The organism is Streptomyces sp. Ag82_O1-12 (assembly GCF_900182715.1).
Taxonomy (GTDB): Bacteria; Actinomycetota; Actinomycetes; order Streptomycetales; family Streptomycetaceae; genus Streptomyces; species Streptomyces massasporeus.
In genome coordinates this window covers 3,804,157-3,818,709 of sequence record NZ_FXUW01000001.1, presented here as the reverse complement: position 1 = coordinate 3,818,709, position 14,553 = coordinate 3,804,157, and the positions used below count along the sequence as shown (strand labels likewise).

Below are 14,553 nucleotides of genomic sequence, written 5' to 3'. Positions count from 1 at the left end.
CGCATTTTCGCTTGGTCGGCGGGGCATTGATCTTCACGGCCGGATCTTGTCGCTGGGACGTGAGGGGTTCGGCCGCGGAAGACACGTCAACTCGGTGCGTGGGCAGGCACCGCAGCCACAGGGGGTACGCCATGGCCGCAAGGCCGCTCGTCGCCAGGCAGCCGAACGAACGGCTCCAGGCGCTCATCCAGGAAGCCGGATGCTCCAACGCCGGCCTGGCCCGCCGGGTCAACATGTGCGGTGCCGAGCACGGCCTCGACCTGCGCTACGACAAGACGTCGGTGGCGCGCTGGCTGCGCGGACAGCAGCCACGGGGCCGGGCACCGGCGATCATCGCCGAGGCCCTGGGCCGCAAGCTCGGCCGTACGGTCACGATCGACGAGATCGGCATGGCCAACGGCAAGAACCTCGCCTCGGGCGTGGGCCTGCAGTTCTCGCCGACGGTACTGGGGGCCATCGAGCAGGTCTGCGAGCTGTGGCGCAGCGACGTGGGGCGGCGGGACTTCCTGTCCGGCTCCTCCGTCGCCGCGTCCGCGCTGGTCGAGCCCAGCCGCGACTGGCTGATCTCCTCGCCCGACGCACAGGTGTCGCGCTCGGCGGGGCCGCGGGTGGGGCAGTCCGACGTGCAGGCGGTCCAGGCCATGACGCAGGCGCTGGTGGACCTCGACCACCAGTACGGCAGCGGGCATGTGCGGCCGGTCGTCGTGCACTACCTCAACAGCGTGGTCTCGGGGCTGCTGGCCGGGTCCTACCGGGAGGCGGTCGGGCGGGACCTGTTCGCCGCGGTGGCCCGGCTGACGGAGCTCGCCGGGTACATGGCCGTCGACACGGGGCAACCCGGCCTGGCCCAGCGCTACTACATCCAGGCGCTGCGCCTGGCGCAGGCCGCCGGGGACCGGGGCTACGGCGGATACGTCCTCGCCGCTTCCATGAGCCATCTCGCCGCGCAGCTCGGAAACCCGCGGGAGATCGCGCAGTTGGCGCGGGCGGCGCAGGAGGGGGCGCGGGGGCGCGTGTCGCCGCGGGCGGAGTCGATGTTCCTGGCGGCGGAGGCGCGCGGGCACGCCCTCATGGGCGACGTGCGCGCCGCCCAGTCCTCGGCAGGGCGCGCGGTGAGCGCCCTGGAGGCGGCCGACCCGGCCGCCGGGGACGACCCGGTGTGGATCGCGCACTTCGACGAGGCGTATCTGGCCGACGAGTTGGCGCACTGCCACCGGGACCTCGGGCAGGCCGAGGCGGCGGCCCGGTGCGCGCAGGAGTCGCTGGCCGGGCATCCCGAGACGCGGGCGCGCCGCCGGGCCATCGGATATGTGCTCTTGGCCACGGCGCAGGTGCAGCAGCGCGAGATCGAAGAGGCGTGCGCCACAGGCATGAAGGCCGTGGAGCTGCTGGAGGGACTGCGCTCCGGCCGGGGCGCCGAGTACCTGGAGGACTTCCAGCAGCGGCTGGAGCCGTACCGGGACGAGGCGGTGGTAAGGGAGTTCGGGGCGCGGCTCGACCTGCAGGCGGCGGCGTGAACACGAGGTCTGCGGATGCGTGAACGTGCGGGAAACGGCGGCTCGGCGCGCGGGAGGTGACATGAACAGCGCGCCGTGAACCGGTGGTGTTACCGCGCTCACAGGGCATGAGGTCGCGCCCTGTGCTGCGTGGCACGGGGCTCTGGGGACCCGGTAGCGTGACCCGACGATTCACAAGGTCCCCCATTAGTAGGAGTCCCGGTGACGCAGAGTGGACAGGGCGAGGAGCCCTCGGCGCGCCCCGCGCGCGAAGGCATCGTGCTGCCCTCGGACGGTGGCGAACCCCTGCTGCCGGGCATGACGGGCGGACCCGCTGACGCCCCCGGCCGCCGGCCCGCCCCGCCGTCGTCGGCCGGGCCGCAGGCCTCGGCCCCCGCGGAGGGCCAGACCTGGGGCCAGCCGTGGGGCCCCGACCGGCAGCAGAACCCGCCCGCGCCGGGCCAGACCTGGCAGTCGCAGCCCGAGCAGTGGAGCACGCCGGAGCAGCCCGCGTGGGACGCACCGCCCTCGGGAGCGCTCCCCCCGGAGGGCACCCAGCCCCCGGGCCCCTACGCCGGCACACCCGCGCACCCCGACCCGTACGGCACGGGCCGCCCGCCCGCGGGCGCCACCGGGTACGACCCGTACGGCAACCCCGGTGCGGCCCCGCTGCCTCCGGAGGGTTCCGGCCTCCCCGCGGCCGGGCAGCCGCAGCACTCCGCCGCCGGGTACGGACCCCACGCCGGGGGCGGCCAGCCGCAGGGAGGCTCCGGATACGGGTACCCCCAGGGTCCGGCCGCCGGTGCCTATGGCGCCGCAGCCGGGAGCGCCCCGCAGCAACCAGGTGCCGATGCGTACGGGTCGAGTGACGCCGGCGGCCAGCCCTCGCAGGGTGGTTCCGGGTATGGGTATCCGCAGGGTCCGGCCGCCGGTGCCTACGGTGCCGCAGCCGGGAGTGCTCAGCAGCAGCCGGGGTCCGGCGCGCCCGGGTCCGGTGACGCCGGGGGCGGCCAGCCGCAGGGAGGCTCCGGATACGGGTACCCCCAGGGTCCGGCCGCCGGTGGCTACGGCGCCGCAGCCGGGCGTGCCCAGCAGCAGCCGGGGTCCGGCGCGCCCGGGTCCGGTGACGCCGGGGGCGGCCAGCCGCAGGGAGGCTCCGGATACGGGTACCCCCAGGGTCCGGCCGCCGGTGGCTACGGCGCCGCAGCCGGGAGCGCCCAGCAGCAGCCGGGTGCCGATGCGTACGGGCGCGGCCTGCCGCCGGCTTCCGGTGCGTACGGCGGTGGGCTGCCGCCGGCCTCGGCCGGTTACGGGCCCGCCGGAGGTGCCCCCTTGCCCCCGGCCGCCGACGAGGGGGCCACTCAGTACATACCGCCCGTCACGGGGGACGCGGCCGCCGCGGCCACGCAGTATCTGCCGCCCGTCGCGCCGACCGGCGACGAGGGCGCGACCCAGTACATACCCCCGGTGACCCCGGGGGCCCTGCCGCCCGAGAGGCCCGCGGGGGAGGACCCCGAGGCGACGCGGTTCCTCGGGACCGGGCCCCGCACCGGGGCGGGAGCCGGACCGCTGCCGCGCGCCGCGCACCCGGACGCCGAGGCGACGCAGTACATACCGCCGGTACCCGGCGGGGACAAGCAGCCGCCCGCCGAGTTCGACAACCTCTTCCGCAGCGACCAGGGCGCCGAGAGCCCGGCCGGGGCCACCCAGCAGATGCCCCGGGTCGAGCAGCCCCAGCCGCAGCCCCAGGGCTCGTACGGCGCTCCCCAGCCCTCCCACGCCCCGCCCGCCGGCGGCGGCCGGTCGCGCCGCGGCGGTACCGGCTCGCGCGTGCCCGTCATCGCCGCCGTCGGCATCGGCATCGCCGTGCTCGGCGTCGGCGCGGGCGCGCTGCTCGCCGCCGGCGGAGGCGGCGGTGACGACGACAGCGGCGACAAGAAGACCGTGGCCGCCTCCGCACCCGCGACGGACGGCTCCGCCTCCCCGTCCGCCGACCCCGCCCGGGCCCAGGCGGTCGAGCTGGACAAGCTGCTCGCCGACAGCGGCAACAGCCGCAGCACCGTGATCAACGCGGTCGCCGACGTCAAGGGCTGCGACAACCTCCCCAAGGCCGCCAAGGACCTGCGCGACGCGGCCAAGCAGCGCAACCAGCTGGTCACCCGGCTCTCCGGCCTCGAGGTCGACCAGCTGCCCGACCACGCCGCGCTGACCACCGCCCTCACCAAGGCCTGGCAGGCCTCCGCCTCGGCCGACAACCACTACGCGGCCTGGGCCGACCAGACCGCCGGCAAGAAGGGCTGCAAGAAGGGCCAGGCCCGCGCCACGAACCAGACCCAGGCCGGCAACCGGGCCAGCGGCGTCGCCAGCACCGAGAAGGCCAAGGCGGCCGGGCTGTGGAACGGGATCGCGAAGAAGTACGGCCTGACCGAGCGCCAGCCGACCCAGCTGTGACGGGACGGCCCGGCCGGGCCGTGGACTCACACGGGCGGGATGAACCGACGGGCGCGGACGCTCAGTAGTTCACGTCGGCGTCCTGCAGCGTCTTCGTCGTGTCGACGAAGCCCTTGCGCGCCGACACCAGCCGCCCGTCCCGCACCACCTGAAGGGTCACGTTCGCGTTGACCAGGCGCGGGAAGCCCACGGCGGCGAGCTTGTCCTGGAACCGCCAGCGCAGCGTCGGCGTGAGCCCGCCCGTGCCGACCTCCAGGCCGTCGTCCAGGGCCTCCGCCACCGTGTCGGCGCTCACCTCGCCGTCCCCGAGCGACTCGACGATCTGCCGGAACACGGTGTAGGCGATCCACGTGGTCTGCACTCCGGCGTCCGCGGGGTCGATGCGGTTGTCGCCGAAGGCCTGCTCCCGGATCACCCGCTTCATGCCGTCCCAGCGCGGATCGCTCGCCACCGGGTACCAGCCGGTGATGTACGAGCCCTCGTAGGGCCCCGACGCGCCGCCGGTCGCGTCGATCACCGTCTGGTCGACGCTGCCCAGCACGGTGGCCGTCCGCACCTCGGGGTAGTCCTCGCGGGCCCGCCGGAAGGAGTCCATGAAGGTGCCGTTGCGGTCCCCCAGCGCGGGCACCACGCACCCGTCGTCCACCGCGCCGCGGGTCGTCGTGCTCAGCGCCCGCTCGGCCTGGCCGTCGTACTCGGTGGCGTCCTCCGCCGCCCGCTGGTCGGTCGAGGCGCGGTGCCCGCCGGCCTTCAGCCCGGAGTCGAGCAGCGGGGGCAGCTGGTCGCCCGCGATGGTGTCGGGCCGGATCAGCGCGACGGGCCCGCAACCGGCGAGTGCGCTGCCGAGACCGGCGAGCAGCGCGGGCTGGCCGCCGTTGACGGGGTAGGACAGCGGGCTGGTGAACTCGGCGTTGGTGATGCCGTAGCCGCCGATGTAGGGGATGCCGGCCCCCTCCAGCGACGGGAAGAAGGAGTCCGCGTACTGGCTGTAGGATCCGACGACCGCGACCGCGTTCTCCTTGGCGGCCCGCCGGGCGCACTTCGCGGCGTCCACGCTGTCGTTGTGGTCGTTGCAGGTCAGTACGTTGAGCTTGCGGCCGTTGATCCCGCCCGCGGCGTTGATCCAACGGGCGTAGGCCTGGGCGAAGGCGGGCATGCCGGGCTTGTTCGTGGCCTTGGTGTCCTGCGGGGCCCAGGTCATCACGGTGATGGTGTCGTCCCCGACATCCCCCGTGGTGCCGGGGACGACCCCGCATCCGGCGAGGAGGGACGCGCACGCGACCGCCGCGCCCGCGGAGAGGACGCCGGTTCTGGCGTGGCGGGTGAGGTGGCCGGGGAGGAATGTGCTGCGGGTGCGTCGCCTGCCGGTCATGGGTCCGCACGATTCCGTCACACGGCTAACCCGTGAGTGATCTCGGGTCAACACTTGGTGACGCGCCGGTGAATTACGGGGGCTGATGTAACCGATGTGGAGGGGAACGTACGATCGATGACCGTGCAAGCTTCGGAGAACTCTTCCCGTCGTGGCCGTCGCTCATCCACCATGGGCGGCATGCCTGTCAACGACATGCCGTGGTGGCGCTGGCGCAGCAACGTGCGCTCGGCGCTGCACATGCTCTCCGATCCCGGGTTCCAGCGGGACGTCTGGCTGGCCGGTGCGGACGGCTTCGGCGACGTGACCGACGCGGTGTACCGGCTGGTCGAGGACACCTGGCTGGACCACTGGTCCGCCGAGAAGTACGTCGGCACGATCTTCCGCGACGCGCAGGAGGCCGCCCTGGTCGACAGCGCCGTGCTGCGGGTGCTGCGGATCATGCACCAGGTCGGGCCGGACGCGCCGGTCGCCGCGTACCTCGAGCACGAGGCGTGGCCGGAGGCGGTCCAGGCGGCCCGGGACGCGCATGTGCAGCTCGCGACGAGTGACGGCGAGGAACCGGACGCGGCGCCGCGCAGCCTGGAAGTGCTGCGGATCATGACCAGGTCCGCCTAGCGCCTTCGCGGTGCGGTCCGCCCTGCGGGACGATTGCCGGGGGTGTCGTTCCTTGTGGGAACCTGTCCTGCATGAACGAGCAGTCCTCCAGCGCCGCGGTCCCGGCCGACCAGTACGTCCTCACCCTTTCCTGCCCGGACAGGAAAGGCATCGTGCACGCCGTGTCGAGCTATCTGTTCATGACCGGTTGCAACATCGAGGACAGCCAGCAGTTCGGTGACCACGACACGGGACTGTTCTTCATGCGGGTCCACTTCTCCGCGGACGCCCCGGTGACCGTGGAGAAGCTGCGGGCCAGCTTCGCGGCGATCGGTGACTCCTTCCAGATGGACTGGCAGATCAACCGGGCCGACCAGAAGATGCGCATCCTGCTCATGGTCAGCAAGTTCGGGCACTGCCTGAACGACCTGCTGTTCCGGGCGCGGACCGGGGCACTGCCGGTGGAGATCGCCGGAGTGGTGTCGAACCACACGGACTTCGCCGAGCTGGTGAAGTCGTACAACATCCCCTTCCACCACATTCCGGTCACGAAGGACACGAAGTCCGAGGCGGAGGGGCGGCTGCTCGACATCGTGCGCGAGGAGGATGTCGAACTGGTCGTGCTCGCCCGGTACATGCAGGTGCTGTCGGACGACCTCTGCAAGGCGCTGTCCGGGCGGATCATCAACATCCACCACTCGTTCCTGCCGAGCTTCAAGGGCGCGAAGCCGTATCACCAGGCTCATGCGCGGGGTGTGAAGCTGATCGGGGCCACCGCGCACTATGTGACGGCTGATCTCGACGAGGGGCCGATCATCGAGCAGGAGGTCGAGCGGGTCGGGCACGACGTGACGCCCGAGGGGCTTGTCGCGATCGGGCGTGATGTGGAGTGCCAGGCGCTGGCGCGGGGCGTGAAGTGGCATGCCGAGCGGAGGATTCTGCTCAATGGGCGGCGGACTGTGATCTTCGCCTAGGAGCTCGGGTCGTTCGGTTCGGCGGCGGGTGCGGGTTGTGAGTGGTCGTTCGCGCCCACGCGGCGGAGCCGCAGATCAGACAGAGCCCCGCGCCCCTGGGGGCGCGCCCCTGAGGTCGGGTCTACATCCTGCTCAGTGAGGCGGCCGCGAACAGGACGTCTCTGATCGCCTCTCTGTCTCCCACCTGGCCTGCCGCCGCCTCCTGCGGAGGGACGTGGCCGGCGGCCAGGCGGCAGAACTCGACGCCGTCCAGGGCCACGTGGGCCACCTCGTGCTCGGCGGAGCCCTTCGCCGCGGGGGAGTCCAGCGGGATCAGCCACTCGCCGCCGCCCGAGCCCTCGATCTCCAGCCGGAGGCTGCGGCCCGGTTCGCCCGCCGCGACCAGATGCCGGTGGTGGGCGGGGGGCGCGAGGCCGACCCGGCGGCGGTGTGCCAGGGCCGTCGGCAGCATCCGGGCCGCGAGGTCGATCATGCGGTGCAGGTGGCGCGGTGAGGGCGGGTCGTAGGGGTAGTCGACCGCGTCGGCGATGTCCTCCGCGTGCACCCAGCACTCGAAGGCGCGGTCGAGCATCGCGTCGTGCAGGGGCAGCTCGAAGTCGCCGTACGACACCGGCATCTTCCCGGCGCCGCCGCCCGTGAAGGACACCGTGCGCACGAGGTTGTGGCTCTGCTCGCGCCAGGGGGCGCGGACGAACCGGGTCGGCGGGAAGTGGGAGGCGCGCCAGAGGGCCTCGGTGCGGGCCGCCGGCGTCGGCTGCCGGGACGGGACGTCGCCCAGCGGGTCGTCCAGGCCGAGCGCCACCGCCACCAGGCCGTCGACGCCGAGCAGGTGCGCGATGACCCCGGCGACGGTGGTGCGGCGGCTCGTCGGCTCGTCGGACCGGAACCAGCGCAGCCGTACCGGCGCGTGCCACTCGGCGTCGCCGAAGTCCTGCAGCAGGGCGTCCAGGCGCGCGGTCTCGGCGTCGTAGGCGGCGGCCCAGTCCGGTACCGGGATGCGCGGCGGGCGCCGCTCCAGGCAGGTGCCCAGGACGCGGGTGCGCAGCCCCGGGTCCAGGTCGAGGCTCTCGGGGCGTTGCAGCAACCCGACCGCCTCGCGCAGCCGCCGGGCCTCGTCGGCGCAGGAGCCGCACTCGCCGAGGTGCTCCTCGACGGCCGTGGCCTCCTCGGCCGAGCACGCGGCCAGCGCCCAGGCGCCGAGCAGCGCCTTCAGCACGGGGTGCTCGAAGACGGGCGGGGCGGGCAACGGTGCCGTGTCGCCGGGGTCCGCCGGCGCGGGCAGCGGCAGCCCGCTGTCCTCGACGGAGGCCCGGGGGAGGGGGATTCGCGGCGGGCGCCCGCGCTCCGGGGCGTCACCGGACCCGGACCCGTCCGCCCCGCCCGGTCCCTCCGGCCGGTCTGACCTGCCAGGGCCCGAGGGGGTGCCGGTACCGTGCCCGCTCTCGCCGCCTTCATCCCGAATGCCGCTTTCGTCCCGGGTGTTGCCGTTCCCCTCGTGGTCGTTCTCCCCGTCGTCGCCGTCGTACGCCTCGAACCGGTCCGGCCCGTTCACACCGCACCCCCGTACCCGGGCGGTGCGCCCGGCGCCTCGGTGTCGTGGGCGGTGGAGAGCAGTTGCAGGCCCAGACGCAGGCGGCGGCGGGCCTCGTCCTCGGTGATGCCGAGGTCGGCGGCGGTCTGGCGGTAGTCGCGGCGCTGGAAGTAGGCCCGCTCCAGGGCCGAGCGCAGCGGGACGGGCATGGACTGCACGATGTAGTCGGCGCGGGCGGCGACCGAGGCGCGGCGCACCTTGTGCTCCAGTTCCTCGGTGGTGCCGGAGCCTTCGCGGGCGAGGGCGGCGGTCTCGGTGGCGCGCAGCCGCTGCACGGCGAGCCGGTGCGTCAGCGTGGCGACCCAGGTGCGCAGCGGGCCCTGCCGGGGGTCGTAGGAGTCGGGGTGTTCCCAGACGTGGACGAAGACCTCGCGGGTGATGCCGTCGGCGGCGCGCTCGTCGCCGAGGACGCGGTGGGCGAGGCCGTGCACGAGGGAGGCGAACCGGTCGTAGAGCTCACCGAGGGCGGCGGCCTCCCCGCGGGCGAGCCGCTGCTGCATCTTGCGGTCCCAGCGAGGCGGTACGTCCTTTTTCGCCATGCGGCCCCCTCACCCCCCGCTCGTGTCCCGCGCCCGTGCTCTGTCCAGCCTGTGCCCGACGTCTCCTCGAATGTAGTCGGCACGTCCGGTGACGCACGCCCCTTTGTGGCAATGTGCGCCCCCTGACCGGCCGTAGGTGGTAGAGGGCCACCGGTTGCCTTTGGACTCGCGCCTACCCCACGACCCTAGGATCAGACCTGACTGAAGAGGATCGAACAGGATCGAAGCCGACTAAAACAAGCCTCTTCCGCGGGGGATCCGTTTTTCGGGTTGTGTTTCAGGGAACGGCCGCTGGGCAGCCGCGCTGCAAGGAAGCGTAGGGTCTGCTTCCGGTTTGGCGATCGAAGGGCGTGGTGGTGACCTTCAAAGTGACCGGCGGTGAGCAGGGCGAATGGGCCGTGCTCCAGGTGTCCGGCGAACTGGATCTGGTGACGTCACCGGTGCTGCGTCAGCGCGTGCACGACGTGGTGGCCGAGGGACACCACTGTCTCGTCCTGGATCTGTCCGAGGTGTTCTTCTGCGACTCCAGCGGCGTCGGCGTGCTCATCGCGGCCCGCCGGCTGATCCGCTCCTGCCAGGGCCGGCTGCGCCTCGTGCTGCCCGCCCGCGGCGCGGCGGACGGCTCCCATGTCAACCGGGTCCTCGGCGCGCTGGGCGTGCGCAGGCTGTTCGACGTGTACGGCGACGTGGACGCGGCCCTCGGCGACGAGGGCGAACCCCTGTCCGCGTGACGCTCCGACGACGCACGGTAGACCGAGTGTTGCCGTTCCGACACGCCGTTGTCCCGGAATTCCCCCGGTCTTGGCACAAGTGACGTTTTCCCGCGCCCGAACGGCGCCCTCCGTCGTACGCTCCGAACGAGACGCACCCCACCAGACGTAAGGCGGCCTGAAGAAGACATGGTCAGCAGCGAGTACGAGCGCAGGATCGCCGCCCGGTTCGCCACCTTCGACCAGGACGGCAACGGCTACATCGACCGCGAGGACTTCTACGGCGCGGTCAAGGCGCTGCTCACGGAGTTCGCCGTGACGGCCCGCTCCGACAAGGGGCAGGCCCTGTACAGCGGCGCCGAGGCCTTCTGGCAGGGCATGGCCGGGATGGCGGACCGCGACGGCGACCAGCGCATCACGCGCCAGGAGTTCGTCAACGGCGCGGTCAAGCGCCTGCGTGACAACCCCGACCGGTTCGCCGAGATCGCCCGCCCCTTCCTGCACGCGGCCCTGGACGTCGCCGACACCGACGGTGACGGCGCCGCGACGACCGAGGAGGCCGGCCGCGTCCTGAAGTGCCTCGGCGTCCCCGAGGACCTCGCTGGCCCGGCCGCCGCGGCGCTCGACGAGGACGGCGACGGCAAGGTCGGCGAGTCCGAGGTCGTCCCGGCCTTCGCCCGCTACTTCACCGTGCCCGAGTAGGGACACGCGTCCGCGCCGTGGGATGTCGGCGCCCTTCGCCGCAGGGGGCGTTCACGGACGGCCGTCTGCGGGCCGTCCGTGGTCGCTCGCGCAGGTCCCCGCGCCCCCGAAGAGCCTGCCCGCAGCGGGTCACGTACCCGAGTAGCGCTCGCGGAGCTTGTACTTCAGCACCTTCCGCAGGGTCTCGCCCCGCGGAAGGGCGTCCACCACCTCCAGCCGCTCCGGCAGCTTGTGCACCGACAGTCCCTCGGTGCGCAGGAAGGCGGTGACGTCCGCGAGCGCCAAGGCCTCGGCCCCCGGCGGCTGTTCCACCACCGCGCACACCAACTCGCCGCGCGCCGCGTCCGGCAGGCCGATCACCGCCACGTCCCCGACCGCCGGATGCCGGTGCAGCAGGTCCTCGATCTCCTGGGCCGAGATGTTCTCGCCCTTGCGGATGATCACGTCCTTCAACCGGCCGGTGAGGACCAGGTGCCCGGTCTCCGTGAGCCGCCCGAGGTCACCGGTGCGCAGGAACCCGTCCTCGTCGAAGGCCTCCGCCGTCTGCCCCGGATCCAGGTACCCGCGGCACACCGCCTCCCCGCGCAACCGCACCTCCCCGTCCACGATCCGGATCTCCATGCCCCGCGGCGGACGCCCCTCCGTCGTCGCCAGCAGCTCGGGGCCGTCGTCGGGAGTCCCCATGGTGATCATCGGCACCTCGGTCATGCCGTACCCGTGGGTGAGTTGCACCCCCATCTCGCGCACGACGGCGTGGTACAGCTCCGGCGGCTTGGGCGCCCCGCCGCCCGCCAGCAGCCGCAGCGACGGCACCACGGGCTCATCCGGCCGCTTGCGCTGCTCCGCCAGGAACATCGAGTAGAACGCCGTCGACCCGCCCGCCATGGTCACCCCGTGCGCGCGGTACGCCGCCAGCGCCTCCGGCAGCGCGAACTGCTCGAACAGCACCGCCGGGAAGCCGTAGAGCAGCAGCATCACCGTGTAGTCGGGCCCGCCGATGTGGGCGTAGGGGAAGGCGATCGAACCCACGTCCCGCGCCGAGGGGCGCAGTGCGTGCGCCAGGCAGGAGCCGCCCGCGAGCAGGGAACGGTCCGTGTGCAGCACGCCCTTGGGGTCGGAGGTCGTGCCGGACGTCCAGTAGATCCAGCGGACGGCGGTGCCGTCGGAGGGCGGGGGCGGCAGCACGGACGGATCACCGTCGGGCAGGTCGTCGTAGGCCTGGAAGACGCCCTTGGCGCCGAGCCGCCGGGCCATCTCCGTGTGGTCGAAGCCGCGCCAGGTGCCCGGCACCGCGAAGAACTCGGCCCTCGACTCGCGCAGCACGAAGCCGACCTCGCGGTCCCGGTGGAAGGGGATCACCGGGGTCTGCACGGCGCCGAGCCGGGCCAGGGCGAAGGACAGCACGGCCGTCTCGACGCGGGTGGGCAGCTGCCAGGCGACCACCGTGCCGGGGCGTACGCCCATGCCGTACAGCCCGGCCGCGACCCGCTCGGCACGGGTGTGCAGAGCCCCGAAGGTCAGCGTCCGGTCGTCCTGGAGGAAGAGCGGCCGGTCGGGCGTGCGGGCGGCACGACGGGCGACCAGCTCCCACAGGGTGCGGGACGAACTCAGGGCGTGCGGGGTGTCGTTCACGGCTGCCCCCTGCTCCATGGCGCGCTGCTTGGCTGACGGGTCGTCAGGTGGGATGCTATCTGACGCTGCATCAGATAAGTACCGTCCGGCGGAGGGGACCCATGGCGACCGAACTGCCCCGCATCATCAGCGTCGACGACCACGTGATCGAGCCCGCCCACCTCTTCGACACCTGGCTGCCGGCCAGGTACCGCGAGCGCGGTCCCAGGGCGCTGACCGCCGGGATCGGTGAACTCGCCTACATCGGAGGCAAGTACCGGATCACCATGGACCCGGACGGCCAGCCCACCGACTGGTGGATCTACGAGGACCTGAAGTTCCCGTACAAGCGCAACATCGCCGCCGTCGGCTTCGACCGCGACCAGATGACCCTGGAGGGCATCACCCGCGAGGAGATGCGACGCGGCTGCTGGGACCCGAAGGCCCGTCTGGAGGACATGGACCTCAACCATGTCGAGGCGTCCCTCTGCTTCCCGTCCTTCCCCCGCTTCTGCGGGCAGACCTTCGCCGAGGCGCACGACAAGGAGGTCGCCCTCGCCTGTGTGCGCGCCTACAACGACTGGATGGTCGAGGAGTGGTGCGGCGACAGCGGCGGGCGGCTCATCCCGCTGTGCCTGATCCCGCTGTGGGACGTCGGCCTGGCCGTCGAGGAGATCCGCCGCAACGCCGCCCGCGGGGTGAAGGCCGTGACCTTCTCCGAGATCCCCACCCACCTCGGGCTGCCGTCCATCCACTCCGGCTACTGGGACCCGTTCTTCGCGGTCTGCCAGGAGACCGGGACGGTCGTCAACATGCACATCGGCAGCAGCTCCCAGATGCCCGCCGCCTCACCGGACGCCCCGCCCGCCGTCCAGGCCTCCCTCAGCTTCAACAACGCCATGGCCTCGATGATGGACTTCCTCTTCAGCGGGGTCCTGGTGCGCTTCCCGCGCCTCAAACTTGCCTACTCCGAAGGGCAGATGGGCTGGGTCCCGTACGCCCTGGAGCGCGCCGACGACGTGTGGGAGGAGCACCGTGCCTGGGGCGGGGTGCGCGAGACGATCCCCGAGCCGCCGTCGACGTACTACTACCGGCAGATGTTCTGCTGCTTCTTCCGCGACAAGCACGGGGTGGCCTCGCTGGACGTGGTCGGCCGGGACAACGCCACCTTCGAGACCGACTACCCGCACGTCGACTCGACCTTCCCGCACACCAAGGAGGTCGCCCTCGACCACGTCAAGGGCCTCGACGACGAGACGGTGTACAAGCTGATGCGGGGCAACGCCATCCGGATGCTCGACCTCGACCTGGACCGGGACCGCTGAGGCCCGCCGATGGACCTGTCGTACACGCCCGAGGAGGAGGACTTCCGGGCCCGGCTGCGGGAGTGGCTCGCGAGGGTGCTCCCCGCCCTCCCGCCCAAGCCGTCGCCCGACGACTGGCCGGGGCGGCGGGCCTACGACCTCGGCTGGCAGCGCCGGCTCCATGACGCCGGATACGCCGACGTCTGGGACGCCTCCCCGACCCTGCGGCTGATCTTCCTGGAGGAGACCGAGAGGGCGGGCGCGCCCTACGTGGGTGCCAACTTCGTGGGCCTGCTGCACGCCGGCCCGACCATCGCCGCCGAGGGCACGGCGGACCAGCGGGCACGCTGGCTGCCGCCGATCCTGCGCGGCGAGGAGGTCTGGTGCCAGGGCTTCAGCGAACCGGGCGCCGGATCCGACCTCGCGGCCCTGCGCACGCGCGCACGGCGCGACGGCGACGCCTACGTGGTGACCGGCTCCAAGATCTGGACCTCCCACGCGGAAGTCGCCGACTGGTGCGAGCTGTTGGTCCGCACCGACCCCCAGGCGCCCAAGCACCGGGGCATCACCTGGCTCGCCCTGCCCATGGACGCGCCCGGCGTCACCGTACGGCCGCTGCGCACGCTCGCCGGGTCGGCCGAGTTCGCCGAGGTGTTCCTCGACGAGGTGCGGGTGCCGGTGGCGAACCGGGTCGGGGACGAGAACGACGGCTGGCGCGTGACCATGGTGACGCTGTCCTTCGAGCGGGGCACGGCCTTCGCCGGCGAGGTCGTCGCCTGCCGGCGCGTGCTGGGCGAACTGGCCGTCGAGGCCCGCGAGAACGGCCGGTGGGACGACCCGGCCCTCAGGCGCCGGCTGGGCAGACTCGACGCCGAGTTCCGGGCGCTGTGGCGGCTCACCCAGTGGAACGTCAGCGCGGCGGAGGCGGCGGGCGGGGTACCGGGCGCCGGTGGTTCGGTCTTCAAGCTCCGTTACTCGCACGCCCGCCAGGAGCTCTACGACGCCGCCGCGCAGGTGCTGGGCCCCGACTGCCTGGACCTGGACCGGCCCTGGGCCCTCGAACGACTGAGCTCCCTGTCGTACACCATCGCGGCCGGCACCTCGCAGGTGCAGCACAGCATCATCGCCGAGCGCATCCTCGGCCTGCCGAAGGGACGGTGAGGCGCCGTGCGGTTCCGCCTGACGGACGACCAGCGGGCCCTGCGG

At 72.9% G+C, this 14,553-nt stretch carries 12 protein-coding genes; 8 read left to right on the top strand and 4 right to left on the bottom strand.

Going from position 1 to position 14,553, the window contains the following annotated elements; all coding sequences use genetic code 11:
* Nucleotides 1-131: 131 nt before the first annotated feature.
* Together QOL88_RS17370 and QOL88_RS17365 are read left to right on the top strand one after the other, a co-directional pair.
* The gene (locus QOL88_RS17370) at nucleotides 132-1,517 is read left to right on the top strand and encodes an NsdA family TPR-like regulatory protein (protein WP_097217293.1); all 1,386 of its coding nucleotides are present in this window, start codon (nucleotides 132-134) and stop codon (nucleotides 1,515-1,517) included.
* A 648-nt stretch (nucleotides 1,518-2,165) separates the two neighbouring features.
* Nucleotides 2,166-3,947, top strand: a complete 1,782-nt coding sequence (locus QOL88_RS17365) for a hypothetical protein (RefSeq protein WP_257028066.1) — start codon at nucleotides 2,166-2,168, stop codon at nucleotides 3,945-3,947.
* Between the two features lie 61 nt (nucleotides 3,948-4,008).
* Here QOL88_RS17365 and QOL88_RS17360 read toward each other — a convergent pair whose 3' ends face one another.
* Nucleotides 4,009-5,319 carry an ABC transporter substrate-binding protein gene (locus QOL88_RS17360; protein WP_097217292.1) on the bottom strand — a complete coding sequence of 437 codons (1,311 nt, stop codon included), beginning with the start codon at nucleotides 5,317-5,319 and terminating at the stop codon, nucleotides 4,009-4,011.
* A 117-nt stretch (nucleotides 5,320-5,436) separates the two neighbouring features.
* Here QOL88_RS17360 and QOL88_RS17355 point away from each other — a divergent pair, with 117 nt between their 5' ends.
* Both QOL88_RS17355 and purU read left to right on the top strand, forming a co-directional pair.
* Complete coding sequence (locus QOL88_RS17355; RefSeq protein WP_097217291.1) at nucleotides 5,437-5,937, top strand: SCO4402 family protein; 501 nt, start codon at nucleotides 5,437-5,439, stop codon at nucleotides 5,935-5,937.
* A gap of 71 nt (nucleotides 5,938-6,008) precedes the next feature.
* Nucleotides 6,009-6,890 (top strand): formyltetrahydrofolate deformylase, encoded by an 882-nt coding sequence (purU, locus tag QOL88_RS17350; RefSeq protein ID WP_097217290.1) that lies wholly within the window; start codon nucleotides 6,009-6,011, stop codon nucleotides 6,888-6,890.
* 121 nt (nucleotides 6,891-7,011) lie between these two features.
* On the opposite strand, the gene QOL88_RS17345 is transcribed toward purU, so the two are convergent.
* Both QOL88_RS17345 and QOL88_RS17340 read right to left on the bottom strand, forming a co-directional pair.
* The gene (locus QOL88_RS17345) at nucleotides 7,012-8,442 is read right to left on the bottom strand and encodes a zf-HC2 domain-containing protein (protein ID WP_097217289.1); all 1,431 of its coding nucleotides are present in this window, start codon (nucleotides 8,440-8,442) and stop codon (nucleotides 7,012-7,014) included.
* A complete protein-coding gene (locus QOL88_RS17340; RefSeq protein WP_097217288.1) occupies nucleotides 8,439-9,020 on the bottom strand; it encodes a sigma-70 family RNA polymerase sigma factor in 582 nt (193 codons plus the stop codon). Before QOL88_RS17340 ends, QOL88_RS17345 begins: the two co-directional genes overlap by 4 nt.
* Before the next feature lie 350 nt (nucleotides 9,021-9,370).
* Here QOL88_RS17340 and QOL88_RS17335 point away from each other — a divergent pair, with 350 nt between their 5' ends.
* Together QOL88_RS17335 and QOL88_RS17330 are read left to right on the top strand one after the other, a co-directional pair.
* Nucleotides 9,371-9,751, top strand: a complete 381-nt coding sequence (locus QOL88_RS17335) for an STAS domain-containing protein (RefSeq protein WP_030849533.1) — start codon at nucleotides 9,371-9,373, stop codon at nucleotides 9,749-9,751.
* 168 nt (nucleotides 9,752-9,919) lie between these two features.
* The gene (locus tag QOL88_RS17330; RefSeq protein WP_097217287.1) at nucleotides 9,920-10,432 is read left to right on the top strand and encodes an EF-hand domain-containing protein; all 513 of its coding nucleotides are present in this window, start codon (nucleotides 9,920-9,922) and stop codon (nucleotides 10,430-10,432) included.
* 129 nt (nucleotides 10,433-10,561) lie between these two features.
* On the opposite strand, the gene QOL88_RS17325 is transcribed toward QOL88_RS17330, so the two are convergent.
* A complete protein-coding gene (locus QOL88_RS17325; protein ID WP_097217286.1) occupies nucleotides 10,562-12,064 on the bottom strand; it encodes a class I adenylate-forming enzyme family protein in 1,503 nt (500 codons plus the stop codon).
* A gap of 101 nt (nucleotides 12,065-12,165) precedes the next feature.
* On the opposite strand from QOL88_RS17325, the gene QOL88_RS17320 reads away from it, so the two are divergent.
* Nucleotides 12,166-13,368, top strand: a complete 1,203-nt coding sequence (locus QOL88_RS17320; RefSeq protein ID WP_097217285.1) for an amidohydrolase family protein — start codon at nucleotides 12,166-12,168, stop codon at nucleotides 13,366-13,368.
* 9 nt (nucleotides 13,369-13,377) lie between these two features.
* The gene (locus QOL88_RS17315) at nucleotides 13,378-14,508 is read left to right on the top strand and encodes an acyl-CoA dehydrogenase family protein (RefSeq protein ID WP_097217284.1); all 1,131 of its coding nucleotides are present in this window, start codon (nucleotides 13,378-13,380) and stop codon (nucleotides 14,506-14,508) included.
* Nucleotides 14,509-14,553 lie beyond the last annotated feature (45 nt).